This window comes from Amycolatopsis sp. CA-126428, from assembly GCF_002904335.1.
Taxonomy (GTDB): Bacteria; Actinomycetota; Actinomycetes; order Mycobacteriales; family Pseudonocardiaceae; genus Amycolatopsis.
On sequence record NZ_PPHF01000030.1, the window covers coordinates 140274 to 162629 of the forward strand.

At 72.2% G+C, this 22356-nt stretch carries 20 protein-coding genes; 14 read left to right on the forward strand and 6 right to left on the reverse strand.

From position 1 onward, the window contains the following. Window positions 1-5 precede the first annotated feature (5 nt). Genes C2L58_RS07405 through ribA form a run of 5 tightly spaced genes read left to right on the forward strand, consistent with a single transcriptional unit; the run spans window position 6 to window position 3973 of the window. Window positions 6-404 carry a 6-pyruvoyl trahydropterin synthase family protein gene (locus C2L58_RS07405; RefSeq protein WP_103337102.1) on the forward strand — a complete coding sequence of 133 codons (399 nt, stop codon included), beginning with the start codon at window positions 6-8 and terminating at the stop codon, window positions 402-404. Continuing rightward, window positions 401-1468: a glycosyltransferase family 4 protein gene (locus C2L58_RS07410; protein WP_103336789.1), complete on the forward strand. Its 1068-nt coding sequence runs from the start codon at window positions 401-403 to the stop codon at window positions 1466-1468. The genes C2L58_RS07405 and C2L58_RS07410 overlap by 4 nt, the downstream gene beginning before the upstream one ends. Beyond that, complete coding sequence (locus C2L58_RS07415; protein WP_103336790.1) at window positions 1465-2298, forward strand: class I SAM-dependent methyltransferase; 834 nt, start codon at window positions 1465-1467, stop codon at window positions 2296-2298. Before C2L58_RS07410 ends, C2L58_RS07415 begins: the two co-directional genes overlap by 4 nt. Beyond that, the gene (locus tag C2L58_RS07420; protein ID WP_103336791.1) at window positions 2295-3314 is read left to right on the forward strand and encodes a lysylphosphatidylglycerol synthase transmembrane domain-containing protein; all 1020 of its coding nucleotides are present in this window, start codon (window positions 2295-2297) and stop codon (window positions 3312-3314) included. The genes C2L58_RS07415 and C2L58_RS07420 overlap by 4 nt, the downstream gene beginning before the upstream one ends. Continuing rightward, window positions 3311-3973, forward strand: coding sequence for a GTP cyclohydrolase II (gene ribA / locus C2L58_RS07425; RefSeq protein ID WP_199191144.1), 663 nt, complete (start codon window positions 3311-3313; stop codon window positions 3971-3973). The genes C2L58_RS07420 and ribA overlap by 4 nt, the downstream gene beginning before the upstream one ends. Window positions 3974-4005: 32 nt before the next feature. On the opposite strand, the gene C2L58_RS07430 is transcribed toward ribA, so the two are convergent. Continuing rightward, a complete protein-coding gene (locus tag C2L58_RS07430) occupies window positions 4006-4707 on the reverse strand; it encodes a creatininase family protein (RefSeq protein WP_103336793.1) in 702 nt (233 codons plus the stop codon). 28 nt (window positions 4708-4735) lie between these two features. Between C2L58_RS07430 and C2L58_RS07435 the strand changes: the two genes are divergently transcribed. The 3 genes from C2L58_RS07435 to C2L58_RS07445 all read left to right on the forward strand — a co-directional run bounded on the left by C2L58_RS07435 (window position 4736) and on the right by C2L58_RS07445 (window position 8345). Continuing rightward, the gene (locus C2L58_RS07435) at window positions 4736-5536 is read left to right on the forward strand and encodes an inositol monophosphatase family protein (protein ID WP_103336794.1); all 801 of its coding nucleotides are present in this window, start codon (window positions 4736-4738) and stop codon (window positions 5534-5536) included. Between the two features lie 138 nt (window positions 5537-5674). Continuing rightward, window positions 5675-7162: a serine/threonine-protein kinase gene (locus tag C2L58_RS07440; protein ID WP_103336795.1), complete on the forward strand. Its 1488-nt coding sequence runs from the start codon at window positions 5675-5677 to the stop codon at window positions 7160-7162. A gap of 124 nt (window positions 7163-7286) precedes the next feature. Continuing rightward, window positions 7287-8345 carry a glycosyltransferase gene (locus C2L58_RS07445; protein ID WP_103336796.1) on the forward strand — a complete coding sequence of 353 codons (1059 nt, stop codon included), beginning with the start codon at window positions 7287-7289 and terminating at the stop codon, window positions 8343-8345. A 76-nt stretch (window positions 8346-8421) separates the two neighbouring features. Here C2L58_RS07445 and C2L58_RS07450 read toward each other — a convergent pair whose 3' ends face one another. After that, complete coding sequence (locus C2L58_RS07450; protein WP_103336797.1) at window positions 8422-11658, reverse strand: GH92 family glycosyl hydrolase; 3237 nt, start codon at window positions 11656-11658, stop codon at window positions 8422-8424. Between the two features lie 92 nt (window positions 11659-11750). Continuing rightward, window positions 11751-13073, reverse strand: coding sequence for an aminotransferase-like domain-containing protein (locus C2L58_RS07455; RefSeq protein WP_233225599.1), 1323 nt, complete (start codon window positions 13071-13073; stop codon window positions 11751-11753). A 47-nt stretch (window positions 13074-13120) separates the two neighbouring features. Here C2L58_RS07455 and C2L58_RS07460 point away from each other — a divergent pair, with 47 nt between their 5' ends. Further along, window positions 13121-14116: an aldo/keto reductase gene (locus C2L58_RS07460; protein WP_233225600.1), complete on the forward strand. Its 996-nt coding sequence runs from the start codon at window positions 13121-13123 to the stop codon at window positions 14114-14116. On the opposite strand, the gene C2L58_RS07465 is transcribed toward C2L58_RS07460, so the two are convergent. Continuing rightward, window positions 14044-14946 (reverse strand): LysR family transcriptional regulator, encoded by a 903-nt coding sequence (locus C2L58_RS07465; protein ID WP_103336800.1) that lies wholly within the window; start codon window positions 14944-14946, stop codon window positions 14044-14046. The genes C2L58_RS07460 and C2L58_RS07465 overlap by 73 nt on opposite strands. Before the next feature lie 82 nt (window positions 14947-15028). Between C2L58_RS07465 and C2L58_RS07470 the strand changes: the two genes are divergently transcribed. Beyond that, a complete protein-coding gene (locus tag C2L58_RS07470) occupies window positions 15029-16162 on the forward strand; it encodes an MFS transporter (RefSeq protein ID WP_103337103.1) in 1134 nt (377 codons plus the stop codon). 85 nt (window positions 16163-16247) lie between these two features. Beyond that, on the forward strand, window positions 16248-16424 hold the full coding sequence (locus tag C2L58_RS49140; RefSeq protein ID WP_158264089.1) for a hypothetical protein: 177 nt from the start codon (window positions 16248-16250) through the stop codon (window positions 16422-16424). A 34-nt stretch (window positions 16425-16458) separates the two neighbouring features. Here the strand turns inward: C2L58_RS49140 and C2L58_RS07475 are convergent, their stop codons facing one another. Then, complete coding sequence (locus C2L58_RS07475) at window positions 16459-19371, reverse strand: AfsR/SARP family transcriptional regulator (RefSeq protein WP_233225601.1); 2913 nt, start codon at window positions 19369-19371, stop codon at window positions 16459-16461. 146 nt (window positions 19372-19517) lie between these two features. Between C2L58_RS07475 and C2L58_RS07480 the strand changes: the two genes are divergently transcribed. From C2L58_RS07480 to C2L58_RS07485, 3 genes are all read left to right on the forward strand, one after another. Further along, window positions 19518-20168 (forward strand): vWA domain-containing protein, encoded by a 651-nt coding sequence (locus C2L58_RS07480; protein WP_103336802.1) that lies wholly within the window; start codon window positions 19518-19520, stop codon window positions 20166-20168. Next, on the forward strand, window positions 20155-21003 hold the full coding sequence (locus C2L58_RS49745) for a hypothetical protein (protein ID WP_199191145.1): 849 nt from the start codon (window positions 20155-20157) through the stop codon (window positions 21001-21003). The genes C2L58_RS07480 and C2L58_RS49745 overlap by 14 nt, the downstream gene beginning before the upstream one ends. 79 nt (window positions 21004-21082) lie before the next feature. Continuing rightward, on the forward strand, window positions 21083-21949 hold the full coding sequence (locus C2L58_RS07485) for a restriction endonuclease (protein WP_199191146.1): 867 nt from the start codon (window positions 21083-21085) through the stop codon (window positions 21947-21949). A 10-nt stretch (window positions 21950-21959) separates the two neighbouring features. On the opposite strand, the gene C2L58_RS49145 is transcribed toward C2L58_RS07485, so the two are convergent. Then, a complete protein-coding gene (locus C2L58_RS49145) occupies window positions 21960-22334 on the reverse strand; it encodes a hypothetical protein (RefSeq protein WP_158264090.1) in 375 nt (124 codons plus the stop codon). Window positions 22335-22356: the final 22 nt, after the last annotated feature.

A 22356-nucleotide genomic window follows, 5' to 3' on the forward strand; every position in this document is an offset into this window, starting at 1 on the left:
TCTTGGTGTTCAGCATCACCGTCCGTGACCACGTGATGATCGCCCACAGTTTCCGCGGGGAAGTCTTCGGTCCCGCGCAACGCCTGCACGGGGCGACTTTCGTGGTGGATGCGACGTTCCGCCGGGCCGAGCTCGACGAGGACAACATCGTCGTCGACATCGGCAAGGCCACGGAGGAACTCGGGGCGGTGCTGAGCGACCTGAACTACCGCAACCTCGACGACGAGCCGGAGTTCAAGGGCATCAACACCTCGACCGAGTACCTCGCGAAGGTCGTCGCCGACCGCCTGGCCGACGCCGTCCACGCCGGACGCCTCGGCGAAGGCGCGCGCGGCCTCGACGGGATCACCGTCTCGCTGCACGAATCGCACCTCGCCTGGGCGAGTTACGAGCGTGCCCTGTGAATTCCCTTTACGTGATCCTCCCCGGGGACGTCGACGACTCGACCGTCCCCAGTGGCGGCAACACCTACGACCGCCGGATGTGCGACCGGCTCGCCGCCGCCGGTTTCGACGTGCGCGAGATCGCCGTCTCGGGCAGCTGGCCGCGGCCGGACACCGAGGCCCGCGCGGTCCTCGGCCACCTGCTTTCCGCGCTGCCCACCGGCTCGGCCGTGCTGCTCGACGGCCTGGTCGCCTGCGGCGTGCCCGAGGTCGTCGTCCCGCAGGCGCGCCGGCTGTCGGTGTCGGTGCTGGTGCACCTGCCGCTGGCCGACGAGACGGGCCTGCCGCCCGCCCTCGCGGCCGAGCTCGACGCGCTGGAGCGCGAGACGCTGCGGGCCGTCGGCTCGGTCGTCGCGACCAGCGAGTGGGCCGCGCGCCGCCTGATCGGCCACCACGGCCTGGCCCCGCACCGCGTGCACTCGGTGACGCCGGGCGTCGACCCGGCGCCGCTCGCCGTCGGCACCGACGGCGTGTCCCGCCTGGTCTGCGTGGCCAACGTGACCCCGCGCAAGGGCCAGGGCGTGCTCGCCCAGGCCCTCGAAACCGTCGCCGACCTGCGCTGGACCTGCGAATGCGTCGGCGGGATCCGCCGCGAGACCAAGTACGTCGAGCGGCTGCGCGAGCACCGGCTCGGCGCCCGCTTCACGCTCACCGGCCCGCGCACCGGCGCGGCCCTCGAGGCCACCTACCACACCGCCGACCTGCTCGTGCTGCCCTCGCGCGCCGAGACCTTCGGCATGGTCGTCACCGAGGCCCTCGCCCGCGGCGTGCCGGTGCTGACCACCGACGTCGACGCGCTGCCCGACACCGTCGGCGTCGCGCCGGACGGCTCGGTGCCCGGGATGCTCGTCCCCGGCGACGACGTCGAAGCGCTCGGCGCCGCCCTCCGCCGTTGGCTCACCGAGCCGGCGCTGCGGACCCGGCTGCGCGCGTCGGCGAAGCTGCGCCGCGAGACCCTGACCGGCTGGGACCACACCGCCCGCCGGATCGCCGAGATCCTGCACCGGCAGGAGGCGGCGGCATGACCGCGTTCGCCCCCGACTGGCTCTACCTGCGCGAACCCGCCGACGCCGCGGCCCGCGCCACCGAGCTCCTCGACCCGCTCCGCGCGTTCCTCCCGGCCGGCGAGGAGCTCGTCGTCCGCGACCTCGGCTGCGGCACCGGCTCGCTCGGCCGCTGGCTGGCCGGCCGCCTGCCCGGCCGCCAGCACTGGATCCTGCACGACCACGACACCGACCTGCTCGCCCACGCCCAGGCGAGCCTCCCGGGCACCGCGCTCGACGGCAGCCCGGTCGACGCCGTCGCCGAGCAGCGCGACATCACCGCGCTGCGGGCCGCCGACCTCGCCGGGACGTCGCTGGTCACCGCGTCCGCGCTGCTCGACCTGCTGACCAGGGACGAAGTCACGGCCCTGGCCACCGCGGTCGTCGAAGCGGGCTGCGCGGCGCTGCTGATGCTTTCGGTCACCGGCAAGGTGGAGCTCTCGCCCGCCGACCCGCTCGACCCCGCGATGGCCACGGCGTTCAACGCCCACCAGCGCCGGGTCACCGAAGACGGCCGCCGGCTGCTCGGCCCGAACGCCGTGGACGTCGCCGCGACCGCGTTCGGCAGGCTCGGCGCGACGGTCGTCCGCGCGGACAGCGCCTGGCGGCTCGGCCCGGACCAGGCCGAACTGCAGCGGCAGTGGCTCGAAGGCTGGGTCGGCGCCGCCGTCGAGCAGCTGCCGGAGCTGCGCCCGGTGGCCGACGTCTACCTGCAGCGGCGGCTGGAGATGGCCCGATCCGGCGAGCTGCACGCGGTGATCCACCACGGTGACCTGCTGGTCCTGCCGCCGAGCCGGGAGGTGGCGGCGTGAAGCGCGCACTGGCCTGGCTGCGGATCCTCGGCGCGGTCGGCATCCTCGCCGTCCTCGTCTGGCAGCTCGGCAGCGCCGCCTTCCTCGACGGGCTCGGCCGGATCAGCGTCCCCGGCGTGCTGGCCGCCCTCGTCATCGGTTTCGCGACGACGCTGTTCAGCGCGGGCCGCTGGCAGATCGTCGCCACCCGGCTCGGCCTGCGGCTTTCGCTGCGCACCGCCGTCGCCGACTACTACCGCGCACTGTTCTTCAACGGCGTGCTGCCCGCGGGCGTCCTCGGCGACGTCCACCGCGCTGTCCAGCACGGCCGCGACAGCGGGGACGTGCCGCGCGGCGTGCGAGCCGTCGTCCTGGAACGGACCGCGGGCCAGGTCGTGCTGATCGCGTCCGCGGTCACCGTCGTGCTCGCGTCGCCGGACGTCGTGCCCGGCGCGTTCCGCGAGGTCGTCGTGGTGGCCGGGGTGGTCGTCGTGCTGGCCGCCGTCGCCGCGCTGGTCGTCGGCCGCCTGCTGGGCGGCCGCTGGATCCACAGCCCGTCGAAGTGGCGCCGCGGCTTCGCCGCCACCCTCGCCGATGTCCGGCTCGGCCTGCTGACCCGCGAAACGTGGCCCAGCGTGGGCTTCCTGTCCGTCGCGACGCTGGCCGGGCACTTGGCGCTGTTCGTCGTCGCCGCCCGGGTCGCCGGGGTCGATGCGCCGGTGTGGCAGCTCGTGCCCCTGATGGTCCTCGCGCTGCTCGCGATGGGCCTCCCCCTCAACGTCGGCGGCTTCGGCCCGCGCGAGGGCGTCTGCGCCCTGCTCTTCGGCGCGGCCGGTCTGGGAGCCGCCCAAGGTGTCACCGTCGCCGTGGTCTACGGCGTGCTCACGCTCGTCGCGAGCCTGCCCGGCGCCGGTGTCCTGTTCGTCCGGAGTGTCGCCGGGTTCCGCGTGACCCGCGCTCCGCACACCGGTGTCGTGCCCGCTCCGCGCACGGCGGCCGACACCGGGCTCGAATCGGAAGTGGGGTTGAAGTCATGACCGCAAGTGACGTCAGTGATCTTGCTGGGGGTTTGCCGCGCCGGGCGGTGGTCGAGCGGGTCGTCGAGACCCGGCTGCCGACCCGGCACGGGACGTTCCGCGCGTTCGGGTACCTCGACCGCACCGGCACCGAGCAGGTCGCCCTGGTCTACGGCGACGTCGCCCCGCTGGGCGCGCTGGTCCGGGTGCACAGCGAATGCCTGACCGGCGACGTCTTCGGCTCGACGCACTGCGAGTGCGGCGACCAGCTGGCGGTGGCGCTGGACCGGATCGTCGAGGAGGGCTCGGGCGTGCTCGTCTACGTCCAGGGCCACGAGGGCCGCGGGATCGGCCTGCTGGCGAAGCTCGAGGCGATGCGGCTGCAGCAGGACGAGGGGCTCGACACGGTCGACGCGAACGTGGCACAGGGCCTCCCGGTCGACGCCCGCGACTACCACGCGGCGGCGGGCATCCTGACCGACCTCGGCATCCGCTCGGTGCGGCTGCTGTCGAACAACCCGGCGAAGGTCGAACAGCTCACGCGCTACGGAATCCGGATCAGTGAGCAGGTTCCGCTGCTGGTTCCGCCGAATCCGGAGAACCTGCGATACCTGCGGACCAAGGCCGAGCGGATGGCCCACCTGCTGCCGCACCTGGGCCAGGCCTTCGCCGGCTCGTGAGTGGTAATGAGGGTTAGAACCCGCATTACCACTCACGACGGGGTGAGCACCTCGAGGACGCCGGCGAAGCGCTGGACCAGCGTGTCCAGCAGGACGTGCCCCTTGGCCGCGCTCGCCAGCGAAGGACGGCCGACCACCCCCGACTCCGTGTACGCCCGCAGGCCCAGCGTCAGCAGGTGCTCCCGGTCGGTGACGTGGTCGGCCGCCTCGTACTCCGGGCGGACCAGGTGCGGGTGGGCGTGCAGCAGGATCGACGTCTCCAGCTCGCCCGCGTGCATGTCGTCGTCCAGTGACGTCCGCAGGCCGGCCGCGGTGTGCGCCGCCTGCCAGTCCGCGACCCCCGGGAACAGCGCCATCGCGCCCGCCGCCTCCTGGACCACATTGGACAGTACGTAGTTGCCGCCGTGCCCGTTGACCAGCACGAGCCGGTCCACCCCGGACGCTTTCAGGGACGCGGCGACGTCGGTGACCACGGCGTGCAGGGTGCGCGCCGAAATGCTCACCGTGCCCGCCCAGCCCGCGTGCTCGTGCGAGCACGAGATCGTGATCGGCGGCAGGTGGAGGACGGGGTACGCCTCGGCCACCGCGCCGGCGAGGGTGGCCGCGATCACCGTGTCGGTGGCCAGCGGGAGGTGCGCGCCGTGCTGCTCGAAGCTGCCGACCGGCAGCACCGCGACCGACGCCCGCCGCTCCTGCTCGTCGGCGGTGGTGGCGAGCGGGAACAGATCGGTCATGCGCGCGGCCCTTCTCTATGTTGGTGGCATGACCGAGCATGCCGCACTACTGGACGTCGCGCGCGAGGCCGTGGCGAAGGCGACCGAGATCGTCCGGTCGCGCCCGGGTTTTTCCGTTTCCGCGAAAGGCGATCGCGACCTGGTGACCGACGTCGACACCGCGGTCGAGGACGCGCTGCGGGAGTTCCTCACCGCCGAGACGCCGGAGATCGGGATCCTCGGCGAGGAGCGCGGCCGCAGCGGGGACGGCGGTGGCCGCTGGTGGGCGCTCGACCCCATCGACGGGACCGCGAACTTCGCCCGCGGAATTCCGCTCTGCGGGATTTCCCTGGCGCTGGTGGACGGCGAGCACAGCACGGTCGCCGCGATCACGCTGCCGTACCTCGGCGTCACGTACACCGCCGCTCGCGGCGAAGGCGCCTTCGCGAACGGAAAGCGCGTCGGCGCTTCCACCGCGACGGAAATCTCCGACGCGATGATCGCCGTCGGGGATTTCGCGATCGGCGAGCTCGCCGAGGAGAAGAACCGCGCGCGGCTGACGCTGCTGTCGGACCTCGGCGCGCGGGCGCAGAAGATCAGGATGCTCGGCACCGCGGCCATCGACCTCTCCTGGGTGGCGGACGGAAAGCTCGACGCCGCACTGATCCTGTCCAACAACCCGTGGGACACCATGGCCGGCGTGCTGCTCGTGCGGGAGGCCGGCGGCGCCGTCGTGGACCGCGACGGCAGCGAGCACACGGTCGGTTCGGCGGCGACGATCGCCGTCGGCGCCGGGCTGCGCAAGGAGATCGTGGACGCACTTGATCGGGCGTACGGGGTTGTTCGTTAGGATTCCTGGGTACACCGTGGGCGGCGCCACAGCGCTCTTTTGCGCTGTCCGCGCAAGGTTTTCGGTTACGTTGGTACCGGTCGGCCGCGCAGGCTGGCATGCTGACCGGATCTCGTCGGCCACATCGGAGAATGGTGGATGCTCGTGGAAAGTCGCCGGATCCGCGATCGGTACCGGCTGCTCGAGCCGATCGGCGGCGGCGCGATGGGCACGGTGTGGCGAGCCCAGGACGAAAAGCTCGACCGCACCGTGGCGATCAAGGAACTCCTGCTGCCGCACGACCACGACGAGCAACGCACCCAGGAGGCGAAGAACCGCGCGATGCGCGAGGCGCGGATCGCCGCCCGGCTCCAGCATTCCCACGCGATCACCGTGTTCGCCGTCCTCGAGGAGGAGGACCGGCCGTGGCTGGTGATGGAGTACCTGCCGTCGAAGAGCTTGGCCCTGGTGCTCGGCGAGGAGCCGGCCACGGTGGACGACGCCATCCGCGTCGGCGTCCAGATCAGCTCGGCGCTGGCCGGCGCGCACCGCGCCGGGGTCGTGCACCGCGACGTGAAGCCGGCCAACATCCTGGTCTCCGAGGACGGCACGGCGAAGATCACCGACTTCGGCATCTCGCGCGCGATCGGTGACGTCAAGCTGACGGCCACCGGGGAGATCGCCGGAACGCCCGCGTACCTGGCGCCCGAGGTGGCCCGCGGCGAGGACGCGGACTTCGCCGCCGACGTCTTCTCGCTCGGCGCCACGCTGTACGCCGCCGTCGAGGGGCAGTCGCCGTACGGCACCGCCGACAACCCGATCGCCTTGCTCTACAAGGCCTCCAGCGGCGAGATCGTGCCGCCGGAGAAGGCGGGCCGGCTGACCCCGCTGCTGCTGCGGATGCTCGCCTCCGAGCCGGCCGAGCGCCCGTCGATGGACGAGGTCGAGCAGGAGCTGCTGGCGCTGCTGCCGGACGCGGAACCCGGCGACTCGGTGCTCGCGGCGACCGTGCCGGAAACCGAGCCGCCCGCGGTCCCGACCGTGCCGGCCGCCGTCTCCGTGCCCGCGGGCGAGGTCACCACGGTGTCGCCGGGCGCGCGCAAGGGCCTGATCGCCGTCGGGGCGGGCGCGGCGCTGCTGTGCGTGGCGGTCGTCGTGGCGATCCTGCTGGTCGTGCGGCAGCGGGCGCCGCAGGACAACAACGTGGCCGCACCGCCGCCGGCATCGGCGTCGTCCACCTCGGCGTCCGCGACTCCCTCGACGCAGCCGTCGACGCCTGCGCCCTCTTCGCCGCCGACTTCGGCGACCTCGGCGCCTTCGACCGCGCCGACCTCGCAGACGGTTTCGACCGTGGCCTCGTCGAAGACCCCGGTCGACGCCCTCACCGCCTACTACGGGCTGCTGCCGAGCAACCCGGCAGCGGCGTGGGACCTGCTCACACCGCATTTCCGGGCCTCGCGCAACCAGACATACGAGACGTACAAGAGCTTCTGGGGCCGGTACAAGTCGGTGCAGGTGAGCGGGGCGAAGGAGGTCGGACCCAACCGGGTCTCGGCGCACGTCACCTACGACGGCGGGAACGCCGAGAACGACACCTTCACCATGGTCCAGGACAACGGCGTCTGGAAGATTGACGCGCAGAGCTGAACCTTCCCGGCTCGGGGTGCGTGTGACGTATGAGCCGTCACCGCCGTCGATCCACGCTGGAGGTAGCCGTGTCTGTTTCCGAACCCGACCTGCTCCGGCGTGTGCGATGAGGCCCGCCGACCCGATGGTGTTCATCCTCCCGGCCGCGCCGCCGGGCACCGACACCTACGACAAGCGGATGTGCCAGAACCTGCCCGCCGTCGGGCAGCCGGTGCTGGAGCTGCCGATCGCCGGCGACTGGCCGGAGCCGGACGCGACGTCGAGACGGAGACTGGCGCGGTCGCTCGCCGCGCTGCCGGACCGGACGGTCGTGCTGCTCGACGGCATGATCGCCTCCGGCGTGCCCGAGATCGTCGTCCCGCACGCGCGGCGGCTGCGCTTGGCCGTGCTGGTGCACCAGGCCCTGGCCGACGAGCCGGGGCTCACCCCGTCGCACGCCGCGGAGCTGGACGCGTGCGAGCGCGAGACGCTGCGGATGGCCGGCATGGTCGTCGCGACCAGCCCGTGGCTCGCCCGGCTGCTGATCGACCGCCACGACCTGGACCCGGGCCGCGTCTACGTCGCCAAGCCCGGCACGGACGCGGCCCCGCTCGCGGCGGGCGCGGACGGCGTGTCCCGGCTGCTGTGCGTGGGGGACGTGACCCGCCGCAACGGCCACGACGTGCTGGTCCAGGCCCTCGGCGAGGTCGACCACCTGGCCCTGTCGTGCGTCTTCGCCGGCTCACTGGAGGCGGACCCGGCGTACGTGAGCGAGCTCGGCTGGTCGATCGAGCGCCTCGGCCTCGGCAACCGCATCACGCTGGCGGGCGACGCGGTCGACCTCGGCGCGGCGTACAACGCGGCGGACCTGCTGGTGATCCCGGCCCGCGCGGCGACGTCCGGCATGTTCGTGGCCCAGGCACTGGCCCGGGGCATCCCGGTACTGGCCGCCGAGGTCGGCGGGGTGTACGACGCACTGGGCGTCGACGCCGACGGCGAGATGCCGGGCCTGCTGGTCGAGCCGGACGACCCGTTCGCTTTGGCCGACGCGCTGCACCGCTGGTACGCGGACCCGGAGTTGCGCCGCTCGTTGCGTACCGCGGCGTTGGGCCGGGGGAGCGCACTGGAGGAGTGGGAAGTGGCGGCCCGGCGGCTGACGCACGTCCTGTCGCGGCTGGCGTCGGAACCGCGGATCGTCGCCTGACGGCCTTACCGGGGGACCTGCGGTCCTCGCCCTGACCTGGCGGAACGGTTCGCCGGTGCCCCGGCGAACCGGACCGTCACGCCAGGGTGAGCGCGTAGATCTCCACCCGCGGGTCGTTCGGCAGGCTCACCGACTGCACGGTCTTCCCGCCGTCCAGCCCGCCGGAAATCCCGAACAGCCGGACCGGCGGCCCGTCCACCCCGCTCCCGGCCTTGATCCGGTGCGGCATCTCGAGCACCACCGGGCTCCCGGATCCCGCCCAGTCGCCGAAGGTCACGGCCAGGTCGGCGCTCGTGCCGTCGGTGTAGTGCGCGGTCACTGTCGTCGACACCGGACCATTGTGTGACGCCCCGACAACGCGAAGCGCCGCGTGCTGACCCGCCGGGAGCAGCAGCGATTGCCCGCGGGCCTCCACGAAGTTGGGCGAAGTCCCCGAAGCGTCCGGCGCCGCGTACGTGACGCCGTCCCAGACCACCGGGCCCGCCGCCGGGAGCAGCGAAGCGTCGTAGCTCCAGCCGCCGCCGTCGAAGTTGCCTTCCGTGGACGCCGCCACCGTGGCCGTGCCGTCGTGGTTGCGGTCGCGGCCCAGGTCCACCGCGCACTGCGGGCCCGGAGACACGCACGCCGACGGCGTCCGGACCTCGATCGTCGCCGAGCGGGTCACCGTGTTCGCGCCCAAGCCCGACACCGTCACCTGCACCGGGTACGTCCCGAGATCCGCGCCCGCCGGCACGGTCACCGTGATCGGCACCGTCCGCTGCACCGGCAGCCGTCCCGACCAGATCAACTCCCACGGCTGGACCCGGGCCTTCCACGGCGCCGTGACCGAGACCGTCACCGGCTGCAACACCGGGTTCTGGGCCACCACGTCCAGATCGAGGTGAACCTCCTGGGCGGTGCCGGACGGGATCACCACGGACGCCTGCCGCAGCGAAGCGTCGACGTGCCGCCGCGAGTCGCCCGGTGCGTTGTTCACCGAAGGCGGTGTCGCGGCCGGCGAAGTTCCCCACGAAGACGGCCGGGAGCCGAGCTGGTGCGCCAGCGTTCCGCCGTGCGCCAGGGAAGCCCAGTCCAGAGACGTCTGCCGGACGTCGCGGCCGTTGAGCGACACGCGCTGGATGTACCGGTTCGCGTCGCTCGCGCCCGGCGCCGACACCGTGAGCGTCCCGCCCTGCGCGGAGCCGTACTGTCCGATCCGGACGGTCGCCGACTCGAACTGCGGGCTCGACAGCGCGAGGAAGTTCGCGCCGCTCATCGTCGGGTACAGGCCGAGCGACGAGAAGACGTACCAGGCCGACATGGTGCCGAGGTCGTCGTTGCCGGTCATGCCGTCGGGGCCGGTGGTGAACAGCGTCATCGCCGCGCGGACGACGGTCGCCGTCTTCGCCGGCGCGCCGACCCAGTTGTACATGTACGGCGCCAGCAGGTCGGGCTCGTTGTTCGGGTTGTACGTCGCCTTGCCGTAGTAGTCGTACGGGCTGGCGATCCAGTCCTTCCGCGCGGTGCCCGCGGGATCGGTCAGCAGCTTGTCGTACGCGAAGAAGGAGTCAAGCCGCTTCTCGGTCGTCTTCTTGCCGCCCATCAGCGAGACGAGCCCGCTCGGGTCCTGCGGCACGAGCCACTGGTACTGGTAGGCGCCACCCTCGTGGAACTGGTGGCCGGCGTCGACCGGGTTGTACGGCGTGACGAAGGTGCCCTCGGTCGTGCGCGGGCGGAACTGCTGGGTCGAGGAGTCCCACAGGTTCTTGTACCACTGGCCGCGGTCGGCGAACATCTTCGCGTCGGCGCCGTGGCCCAGCCCGCGGGCCAGCAACGCCAGCGCCGCGTCGGCCGCCGAGTACTCCATGGTCGCCGACGCCGGGTGCTCGCAGTCGTTGTCGCCGCCCTTGGCCGCGCAGTCCTTGCCGAGCTCCAGCCCGCTCGGGATGTACCCGCGGTCGTTGTAGTAGTCGACGCCGGAGCGGCCGTTGTACGGCGAATCGGCGGGTGGCGTGCTCGTCGCGTTCTTCTTGAGCAGTGCGTACGCCTCTTCCTCGTGCCCGGCGAGCAGGCCCTTCGACCACGCCTCGACGAGGAACGGCGTCACCGGGTCGCCGGTCATGATGTTCGTTTCGCTCTCGGCCAGCGCCCACCGCGGCAGCCACCCGCCGTCGCGCCCGATGGCGACGACCGACAGCGCGACGTCCCGGGCGACCTGCGGTTCCAGCATCTCCAGCAGCTGGTTCTGCGGCCGGTAGGTGTCCCACAGCGAGAAGTTCTGGTACGGCGTGTAGCCGCTCGCGGTGTGCACCTTGCCGTCGAAGCCGGTGTACTCGCCGTCGGTGTCGCCGGCCAGGTTCGGGTGCAGCTGAGCGTGGTAGAGCGCGGTGTAGAACGCCGTCTGCCGCTCGGTCGTGCCGCCGGCGATCTTGATCGCGCCGAGCCGGTCCACCCACTGCTGGTGCAGCGCGGCGCGGGTGGCGTCGAAGTCGAAGTTCGACGTCTCCGCCGCGAGGTTCTTCCGGGCGCCGTCGAGACCGGTGTAGGACAGGCCGACCTTGAGCACGACGTCGTGGTCGGTGGTTGCGTCGAAGCTCGCCCAGGCGCCGTTGCCGCCGGTGCCCGCGGCGTCGCGGCTGCCCGGCGTGCGCGTCGAGTCGCGCCAGGTGCCGAACGAGCTGAACGGGCGGTCGAAGGTGGCGGTGAAGTAGACGGTGTGTTCGTCGTGCCCGGCGCAGAACCCGCCGGCTTTGACCCGCCCTTCGAGCGTGCGGTCGCCGACGAGGTGGATCTCGGAGTCCTTGACGGACTGGTTGGCCTGGCCGGTGTTGAACAGGACGTTCGCCGCGCCGGTCGACGGGAAGGTGTAGCGCTGCCACCCCGTGCGCGCGGTCGCCGTCAGTTCCGCGTTGACGCCGTACTTCTTGAGGCCGACGCGGTAGTAGCCGGGCTCGGCGTGCTCGTCGTCGTGGCTGTATTCGGACCGGTAGGCGTTCTTGTCAACGTTGTCCACGGCGCCGGTGGTCGGCATGATCGGCAGCTCGCCCATCACGCCGCAGCCGACGCCGGACAGGTGCGTCTGGCTGAAGCCGTAGATCGCGTTCTGCAGGTAGTCGTAGCCGCCCTGCCCGCCGGTGTCCGGGCTGACCTGCACCATTCCGAAGGGCGCACTGGCGCCGGGGAACGTGTTCCCGAAGTTCTGCGTGCCGACGAACGGGTTGACCAGGCTCACCGGATCGACCGGTGTGGCGGCGGCCGCGGTGGCCTGGGTCGTGGCGGCGACCACGAGCACGGCGGCCGCGGCGGCGATCAGTGGTCTGCTTGGCGACCCCATGGGGCGCGCACCTCCCAGGTGACAACGTTGTCAGAAGCGGACTGTCCAGCAGCTTTTCACATCGGGGGGCATTTGAGAAGGCGGCAAGCAGGTCAAGCCGTTGTCATCGCTCGCCGGAGCAGCCGCGCGGCGGCTTCGACGCCGGAGTCGGCGAGGTTGCCGTAGCCGAGGACGAGCGCGGGCTCGCCGGGCGCCGACCGGTAGCCGTCGAGATCGGCCACCTTGACGCCGGCCGCCTTCGCCTTCCGGACGACGGCCGCGGCGTCCTGGTCGAGGTGGATCAGGAGGTGCAGCCCGGCGGCGGCCCCGGAGAGCCGCGCGGGCCCGAGCGCGGCGACGAGCCGGTCGCGCCGGGCGCGGTAGCGCAGCCGGGCGCCGCGCAGGTACCGGTCGTAGCCGCCGCTTTCGACGAAGCCGGCGAGCGCGAGCTGGTCCACCACGGGTGGCGGGTGCGCGTGCACTGTCCACTGTGGAGGCAGGACGGCCCAGCCCAGCCCGAGCGCGGGGCTGAGCGTCTTGCTCACCGACCCGAAGAGCGCGACTCGCGCCGGGTCGGTGCCTTGGACGGTGCCGACCGGCCGCCGGTCGTACCGGAACTCGGCGTCGTAGTCGTCTTCGAGGATCAGCCCGTCGACGTCCCGCGCCCAGCCGAGGAGTTCGGCCCGCCGGCGCGGTGAGAGGACCGAGCCGGCGGGGAACTGGTGCGCGGGCGTGACGAGCACGGCGCGGACGCCCGCCGGAATGCGCCCGACGTCGATGCCCTCGTCGTCGACCGGCACCGGGTCGACGGTCATCCCGGCGCTCTCGGCCGCCCGCCACAACCGCGTCCACCCGGGATCTTCGGCGGCCAGCCGCGTGCAGCCGCGCTCGGCCAGCGCGCGGCACACGCCGGTGACGCCGTCGGTGACGCCGCCGCAGACCAGCACGGTGCCGGGCGCGGCGCCGCGGACGCGCCGCAGGTACTCGCCCAGGACCCGCCGCAGCCGGGGGTGGCCGCCCGGCTCGGGCAGCCCGAAGTCCGGGTGCGGGGTGGTCGTGAGGACCCCGCGCACCGCTTCGGCCCACGGCCGGCGGGGGAAGTTCCGCAGGTCGGGCAGGCCCGGAGCGAGGTCGTACCGCGGCGGCGTGACGCGCGCCGGCTCCGCCGCCACCACCGCGTCACCCACCCGCCGGACCCGGGTGGCCGACCCGGTGTGCCCGGCCAGGTACCCCTCGGCGACGAGCTGGGCGTAGGCCTGCGTGACGACCCACCGTGAGCACCCGAGGTCCGCGGCCAGGCGGCGGCTCGGGGGGACAGTGCCGTCCAGGACGCCGTCCCGGATCGCCTTGCGCAGGGCCCTGGCCAGCTGTTCGTGCTTCGGACCCGGTCCGGCCGGTTCCAGCAGCACGCCCCAATCGGTCTGTGATCCCGCCACGGTATTGGACTGTAGTACCGGACCGATCCGGGCTTAGCGTGGTCGGCATGAAGAAGGTGGAATTGGGCCGGACCGGCCAGTACGTGAGCCAGGTGTCGCTGGGCTGCATGACGATGGGCACGTCGACGGACGAGCCGACGTCCGCCCGCATCCTGGACGCGTACCTCGACGCGGGCGGCGACTTCCTGGACACGGCGAACTGCTACGCGTGGTGGGCGCCGGACGCCACGGGCGGCGAAAGCGAAGCACTCCTCGGCCGCCTTTTGCGGGGCCGCCGCGACCGGGTCTTCCTGGCGACCAAGGTGTCGGCGGGGATCACCGACCTCCCGGCGGCGCGCGCCGCTCGTCATCCGGCCGGCACGGTGGACTGGGACGCGGTGGAGCGCACGTTCGAGGGCGCGGGTGCCGCGGTGATCGAGCGCGAGGCCGAAGCGAGCCTGCGGCGGCTGGGCACCGACCACATCGACCTCTACTACGTCCACGTGGACGACCGCCGCGTCCCGCTCGAGGAGACACTGTCCGCTTTGGACGGACTGGTCCGCGCCGGCAAGGTGCGGCACATCGGCTGGAGCAACGTCCGCACGTGGCGCCTGGAGCGCATCCGCTCGCTGGCACTGGCCAACGGGTGGGCTTCCCCGGTGGCCGTGCAGGTCCAGCACTCCTACCTCCGCCCCGCGGCGGGCGTCGACGCGGCGTCGATCGCGAGCGGCGAGCTGCTGGACTGGCTGGCCGCACACCCGGACGTCTCGCTGGCCGCGTATTCCTCGCTGCTGCGCGGGATCTACGACGACGCCACCTACCGCGAGTCCACGCCGGTGTGGCGGTCCTACGCGGGTCCGGACGCCGAAGCGCGCCTGGCCGCGGTGGCCAAGGTGGCGGCCGAGCTCGGGGCCACGGGCAACCAGGTGGCGCTGGCGTGGCTGCTGCGCCACGGCGTCATCCCGCTGATCGGGCCGCGGACCTGGGCGCACTACGAGTCGATCGCGCCGGCCTTCACGCTGGAGCTGCCGGACGAGCTGTTGTCCTTGCTGGACAACGCGTAGGCGGTGGCGAGCAGCGCGGCGACGCTCGGCTTGTGCTCGTCGCGCCGCCGCCACGTCATGGTGATTTCCGTGGTCGCCCCGGCCAGCGGAACGGCGACCGCGCCCGCGTGCTCGGCGAGCGCGGGCACGATCCCGCACCCCAGGCCGGCGGCCACGCACCGCGCGAGGGCGGCGAGGCTGCCGACTTCCGCCTCGACGACGGGTCCGTCGATCCGGTCCAGCATTTCCCGGAAGCCGCAGCCGTTCGGCGTCGCGAGGAAGCCGACGCCGTCGAGGTCGCCGGGCCGGATTTCTTCCCGCTCCGCCAGGGGATGCCCGGGCGGGACGATGACGACGAGCGGTTCGGTGCCCAGCGACGCACTGGCGAGCGCCGGGTCGGCGGGCGGCTCGCCGAAGGTGAAGCAAACGTCCATTTCGGACCGTTGCACGGCTTGGTAGAGCTCGCCGCGACTGCCTTCCGCCAGGCTGACGCGCACGCGCGGCCACCGCGTCCGGTACTCGCCGAAGAGGGCCGGGATCCGTTGCGCGCACAGCGTTTCCAGGGCGCCGATGGTCAGTTCGCCTTCGGGCTCACCGCGCTCCTCGTCGACCGCCGCCCGGGCTTCTTCGACGAGTTCGAGCACCTGGTCCGCGTAGCCGACGAGCCGTTCCCCGGCGCCGGTGAGCCGCAGCCGCCGCCCGCGTTCGAACAGCTTCGAGCCGAGTTCCGCTTCCAGGGCCTGGATCTGTTCGGTGACGCTGGATTGCGCGTAGTGCAGCTCAGCGGCGGCATGGGTGAAGTTGAGCGTCCGCGCGACGGCGCGGAAGGTGCGCAGGTGGCGCAGTTCCATGGCATCCCCCATCGGCGTTCCCGATACCCGTCATCGTAACTGCCTGCTTCCACCGGGATCACCGAGCGTCCAGGCTTTGGACGTGGCAAGACTCCTCATCGGCCTTTCGCTGGGCTACTTCCTGGTCATGCTGGACACGACGATCGTGACGGTCGCGCTCCCGGCTCTCTCGCCGTCCTTACCGGCACAGCAATGGATTTCGAACGGCTACACGCTGACGTTCGCGGCGTTCCTGCTGACGGCGGGCGCGTGGTCGGACCGCTTCGGCGCCCACCGGGTGTTCTCGGTCGGCCTGGTCTCGTTCGCGACGCTGTCCGGTTTGTCGGCGCTGTCGTTCTCGACCCCGTTCCTGATCGCCCTCCGCGCCCTGCTCGGCGTGGCGGGCGCCCTGCTGGTCCCGTCATCGCTGTCGCTGATCGCGGCGGCCTACCCGGTACCCGCCGCGCGGGCGAAGGCGATGGGGGTGTGGGCCGCGGTGAGCGGGACCGGCCTGGTGACGGGCCCGCTCCTGGGCGGCCTCCTGACCGAGGCGTTCGGCTGGCGGGCGATCTTCCTGGTCAACGTCCCGGTGGCCGCGATCGCGTGGGCGTTGTCACGCTCGGCGCCCTCGACCCCGGCGCGAGCGGGCCGGATGCTCCCCGCGCGCCTGTTCCGGGTTCGCGCGTTCCCGCTGGGGCTCGTGGCGGGCGCGATCGTGAACTTCGGGTTGTCCGGGGTGCTGTTCGTGCTGTCGCTGTATTTCCAGGAAACCCGCGGTTATCCGCCGTCGATGACCGGGCTGGCGTTTCTTCCCCTGACGATCCCGACGGCGTTCAACCCGATTTTCACCGGCCGTTTGGTGGCTCGCGTCGGGCCGCGCATTCCGGCGGTGACCGGCTTTCTGCTGATGTCCGGCGGCACGCTGCTCCAGGCGGCCACGACGTCGGCGGCCCTGTCGGTGGTCGCGCTGGCCCTGCTGGGCTTCGGGGTCTCGTTGGCCATCCCCGCACTGCTGACGTTGGTGGTCACCGCCGTTCCGCCCGACCTGACCGGCGTCGCCGGCGGCGCGTTGAACGCCTCTCGCCAGGCTGGTGCCGCCCTCGGGGTGGCCGTCTTGGGCGCCGTGCTGACCGCGACGACGACGTCGATTGCGCTGGTCGCGGCCGCGGGCGTGCTCCTGGCCGGAGCGGTGACCGTTTCCTCTTCGTTTATGAAACAGGAAACCCCTTGTCGCTGAATGCGGTCACGCGAATCCTCGGTGGTGGGCGCGGAATTCTCCGAAACGCCCGGAACAAATCACCATTCCCGAGAAGGGGTTCGCCATGTTCAAGAAGCTGGCCAAAATCGGTGGTCCGGTGCTCGCTGTCGCCGCGCTCGCCGCGCTGCCGGTGATCGGCTCCACCACCGCGTACGCGGACGACGACAACGGCGCGCCGGCCGCCCCCGTCGTCACGCCGACGCCGACCGACACCACCGACGGCAACCCCTGGCACGGTTGACGGCTCGCCGTGGGTGGCCGATCCGGGCGGTCACTCACGGCTCACCGCAGGCGCACCCCAGCGCCGAACGTTCTTCGCGCACTTCACCGGCTTCCGGCAGGTCGAGCGCGGCGAACTCGGCCTCGGCCGCGGCCCAGTGCGTGACGGCGCCTTCGTGGTCGCCCATGGCGTGCAGCGTCTCGGCGACACCGCGGTGGGCCCGGGCCCGGTAGGCGCGGTTCCCGCTGCCGTCGGCCAGGTCCAGCGCCGATTTGGCGGCGGTGAGCGCCTCCTGCCGGGCACCCCGGGCCAGCGCCGTCGCGCCGCGGTCGAGGTAGAGCTGGGTGCGCAGGTCGGCGTCCGGCACGTTCGCCGCCACGTCCCGGGCCTTGTCGTGGTAGCGGACGGCTTCGGCGAACCGGCCGCGCTGCCGGTGCACGTTCCCGAGGTTGTTGAGCGCGTAGGCCTCGACGCAGTGGTCGCCGACTTCGGCGGCGTGCCCGTGCGCGTCCGTGTAGCTGGTCAGCGCTTCGGTGAGCAGGCCGAGGCGTTCCTGCACGGACCCGAGGTTGTTGAGTGCGTGCGCGAGGCCCTGGACGTGGCCGATCTCCCGCAGCATCCGCGCGGCGGATTCGTGCCGGCGCAACGCGATCCGGAGGTTGCCGTGCAGTTCGTCGAGGTAGCCCAGCATGCTCAGCGCGTGGGCTTCGCCCCGCCGGTCTTCGGTCTGCTCGTACTTGGCCAGCGCGGCCTCGAGGTGGGCCATCGCCTGCTCGTGCCGGCCCAGTTCCATCGTCGGGATGGCGAGCGCGCACAGCGTCGCCGCTTCGCCGCGCGGGTCGCCGAGGCGGCGCCACTTGGGCAGCGCCTCGGCGGCGAGTTCGAGGGCCTCGGCGAGCTGCCCGCGCCGGTCGTGCGCGGTGGCCAGCCGCAGCAGCACGTGCGCTTGCCCGTAGTCGTTGCCCCGGTCGGCGGAGACGATCTTCCAGGCGAGTTCGAGCGTGCCGATCCAGTCCTCGAACTGGTTCGTCGTGTTGAAGTAGCGCCACAGCAGCACCGCCAGCCGCCAGGTGTGCTCGGGCAGCGCGTGCCCGGCGGCGTAGCGGATGGCGGCCACGACGTTGTCGCGTTCGCCGACGATCCACCGCAGCCCGGCCGCGGCGTCGGCGAACGTCGGCGTCACCGCGCAGGACCGGTCCGTCGTCGACGGCAGCTGCGCGCGGTCGAACGGGTAGGCGGCGCGAACCGCGGCCGCCAGCGTGACCAGGTAGTAGTCGAGCAGCCGCACGAGCGCGGGTTCGGACGCCGGCTCGCCGGCGGCGAACTCCTTGAGCGGGTCGAGCAGCTGGTAGCGCTCGGGCGCGGCTTCCTCCAGCAGGCTGACCTCGTGGAGGTCGTCGAGCAGCTCCCGGGCTTCGGCGACGTCGCAGCCGGCCAGCGCCGCGCCGCCGGCGACGTCGACGTCCGGGCCGGGCAGGCCACCCAGCAGCCGGAACATGGCCCGCTGCGGTTCGCCGAGCTGCCGGTAGGACACCCGGACCGCGGCGACGCCGCCGTCCTCGCCCCATGGCCCGTTTTCTTCGAGCAGGCGCCGCAGGTGCTCCAGCGGCCAGCCGTCGTGCCGCCGGAACAGTGCGGCGGCCACGCGGATGGGCATCGGCAGGAAGCCGCACCGCCGGACCACCGCGGCGACCTCGGCGGTGCGGCCGCGCAGCCGCGCCGGGCCGGCCAGGGCGTGGAACAGCTCGGCCGCTTCCTCGGGCGGCAGCGGCGAGAGCCGGAGGTGTTCGCCGGTGTCGGCGTCCCCCATCCGCCGGCTGGTGACGACGGCCAGGCAGCCGTCGGCTTCGGGCAGCAGCGGCCGGATCTGCTCCGGCGACGCGGCGTTGTCCAGCACGACCAGTGTGCGCGTGCCCCAGAGCGTCGCCTGGTAGAGCGTGACTTTCCGGCCGACGGTGGCCGGGATCTGCTCGGCGGGCACGCCGAGTTCGATCAGCAGCTCGCTGAGGGCATCGCCGACCTCGACCGCGTCGACCCCGGGCGTGAACCCGTTCAGGCGGGCGAGGAGCTGGCCGTCGGGGAAGCGGTCCCGCAGCCGGTGGGCCGCCTCGATGGCCAAGCCGGACTTGCCGGCCCCCGGAGCGCCGCTGATCCAGACCGCCCGCCGTCCGGCCGCGGCGGCCGCTTCGATCGTGGCGATCTCCGCGGCGCGCCCGGTGAACCCACCGGGCCGGGACGGCAGCGAGCTGGGCGGATCACCCTGCTCGGCCCGCGCGGCGAGCTTGCGCAGCACCGGCCCGGGCGCCATCCGCAGGGCGGCGAGGGCGTCGCGGGTGCCGTGGAAGACGCGCAGGGCCGCGACCCGGTCGCCGCCGGCGATCAGCGCGCGCATGAGCAGTTCGGCGTGCTTCTGGCTGGCCGGATCCGCTTGGACGAGCGGCCGCAGCCGGTCGCGCGCCGAGCGGTGGTCACCGGACTCCAGCTCGAGTTCGGCCAGGTCGCCGACGACGTCGGGGTAGCTCTCGTCCGGCGAGATGACCTCGGCCCCGCCGACGCGGTCGATGTCGATGTCTTCGAGGAACTTCCCGCGCCAGAGACCGGCGGCTTCGCGCAGCAGGGTGATCGCCCGGCGGGGGTCGTCGGCGCGGGCGTCCGCGGCGTCGGCGCGAAGCCGGTTGAATCGAGCGGTGTCGAGCTGGTCCTCGCCGAGCCGCAGCAGGTAGCCGGTGGGGGTGGTCTCGATGGTCGCGTCCCCGACGACGTCCCGCAGCCGCTTGATGTAGCTGCGCACCAGCGTGGGCTTGGCTTCGCGGTCGGCCCAGACGATTTCGGCGAGGCGGGCGGGCGTCACGGGCTTGTTGGCGTGCAGGAGCAGCACGACGAGGACGAACCGCTGCTGCTGGTCGCCCAGCGGCACGGGCACGCCGTCGTGCCACGCCTCGAGCGGGCCGAGCATCCGAAACTCCACGCGGCCTCCCCGGCGTCGGCTTGCTGTCGTCGTTGGATGTCGCGCGATCGGCCGCCGGGGTTTCGCAAATCCGCATTTCTTCCACGTTCGGTGCACGCGGGGTTGGCAAACTCCGCCGGTCGATCAGGGGTGAAGGAGAAACGGGTATGGGGTCCGACGTGTTGCCGTGTTACGTGGCCTGCGACGTCTCGCTGTCGATGGCCGACCACCTCGAGGAGCTGAAAACGGGGTTGCGCGAGTTCCGCGGAGCGGTCCACGCGGACGCATCGGCGGCCGACCGCGTGTTCTGCAGCGTGATCGCCTTCGGCGAGCGGCCGCAGGTGGTCCAGTCCCTCCTCCCGATGGACGACCTGGCGGAGCTGCCCGAACCGCGCCGGTGCGCGGGCACGAACTTCGGCCCGCTGTTCACGTTCCTGCGTTCGGAGATCGACCGCGATGTGCTCGCGCTGGAGCGCCACCGCCTGCAGGTCCACCGCCCCCTGGTGTTCTTCCTGTCCGACGGCCAGCCGACGGACCCGGTGACCTGGCCTTCTGCGTTCGCCTCGCTGACCGACCCGGCGTGGCCGCGCTGGCCCCGCGTGGTGACGTTCGGCTTGGGCGACGCGGACCAGGATGCCCTCGGCCGAATCGGAACGTTCCGCACGTACTTGAGCCGCGACGGCATCCACATGGGGACGGCGTTGATCGCCTCGGTGATGCACGTTCTGTCCACTTGCAGTCCACCGGCCGAACGCACCCTGTCCAAAAGGGGGTGGCCATGGAGACTCACTGAGGGAGAAGCCGGTGGACCGCGCTGACTTGGTCCGGGAGTTGAAGACCCTGCGCAAGGGCCGAGCCTTGGCGGGCCGCGTCGAGCAGCGAGTGGGGCCGGCCCTGCGGTCGGCGTGCGAGGTGTCGGACGCGGACGGGATGGTGACGATCCGGGCGAAGGTGACGGCCCGGCTGTCGGAGCTGTCTGCGCAGTTGCCCGAGGACCTCCGCTTGGCGGCACTGGCGGCCTTCGCGATCACCCCGGAGGCCCGCCAGCCGCTGTACCAGGAGCGAATGCGCTGGGCGGCAGCTCGGGTAGACCGCGACCCGCGCACAGTCCGGCGGCGCGTGGACGAGGCGATCGAGCTGCTGGCGGAGCTGGCTGCGTCGGCCACTTCGTCGCCGGACGAGTGGCACACCTTGTCGTTGACGCTGGCGTTGGTGCTCGAGGAGTCGTGTGTGTTCGAGCAGCACCGGGTGGTGGCCGATCAGGACGGCCTTCGTTCGTTCGAGCTGGCTTTGTCTTCGCCTTCGGGCTCGGTGCTGTACGGAGGGACGCTTTCGGAGGGCACGGTGGAACTGCCATCACTCCTTCACCGCGGGGAGTCCTGGGAATTCGCGGCGGTGTTCAAGGTGGAGCCGGCTTTGCAGATGGTCTACGTCCCGCGGCACCGGTGTGAGGTGTTCGACCTGCGGGTGCGGTTCGGCAAGGAGTCCCCACCGGAGGTGCTCGCGCTGGATGGCGCATTCGAGAGGGACATCGCGGACCCGGGCTACCGGGGGCGGGCGCAGCAGGTGGACGCGGCGGGGGAGGTCCACCTGCAGTTCCGCCACCTCACGCCGGGGCTGGTGTACGGGGCCCGGTGGGCGGATCAGCCGTGAGCCTTCATGCGACGATGGACCGCCGCACTGGAGGATCGAAGGACTGGGAAGCCGATCGGTGACCATCGTAGGTACAGACGTGGAGATTCCGTCGGCGCGCTCGCTGGTCTGGCCGGTCGTGCGCGCGCTGCGGGAGCTGGGTGGCTCGGGGCGGATCGACGAGATCGACGACAAGGTCGCCCAGCTCGAAGGCTTCACCGACGAGCAGCAGCAGTTCGACGGCCGCAACGGGCTGGAGCTTCCGTACCGGCTGCGCTGGGCTCGCACGATGGCGAAGAAACGCGGTCTGGTCGAAATCGTCAGCCGGGGCGTGTGGGCGCTCACCAAGGACGGCAAAGAGGTCGACCAGGAGGAGGTCAAGCGCCGGCGCGTGATGCACGCGTCCGACCGCAGGAGAAGCGCCATGCCGGAGGGCACGTCGGTCTCCTCTGAGGCGAGCGACGAAGCCGAGGTCGTGGACGTTCTCGATGGCGACGACGATGCCGGACAGGCCTGGCAGGCCACGGCGCTGGTCGCGCTCCAAGCGATGACGCCGGACGCTTTCGAGCGGCTGTGCCAACGTCTCCTGCGCCAAGCCGGGTTCATCAACGTCGCCGTCACCGGCCGCACCGGCGACGGCGGGATCGACGGCGTCGGAACCTACCGCATGTCGCTGGTCTCCTTCCCGGTCTTCTTCCAATGCAAGCGCTACGTCGGTTCGGTCGGGTCTTCGCAGGTCCGCGACTTCCGCGGAGCGATGATCGGCCGCGGCGAGAAGGGCTTGCTCATCACCACCGGCACGTTCACCTCGGCGGCTCGCGCGGAAGCCACCCGCGACGGCGCCCCGCCGCTCGACCTCATCGACGGCGAGGAACTCGTGGAGCTGTTGCGCGAGCACAAGCTGGGCATTTCCACCGAACTGGTCGAGCAGGTCACCGTGCACCCGGAATTCTTCGACTCGATCTGAGCGGCGAGGCTCAATCGAACTGCCAGCTCCGCCGTTCGGTCACCCGAATCGTGGTCAACAGGGTCTCGACACCCTGCGGGGTGAAATCGCGCACGGTGTAGTAGTCCTCGCTTTCCGGGCCGAGGAAGATCGGGATGCCCAGGCGCGACTGCCCCGGCAAGATCACCGGTAGCACGTACTTCGCCCACTCGGGGTGGCGTTGGTAAAGCGTCTGAAGCGCGGTGAGTTCACTGCGCAGGCCCGGGTGGCGACCGCCGTCCCCCGAACCGTCGCCGACCCTGCGGCACATCGGTGATGCGAGCACGAGGACGAAGTCGCACTCCTGGAAATTGTGCAGGGCCCAGTGCTGCCAGTTCTGCCTCGGTCCGGTGTAGAGCTGGTCCATGTGGACCCGGAGCCCCTCAGCC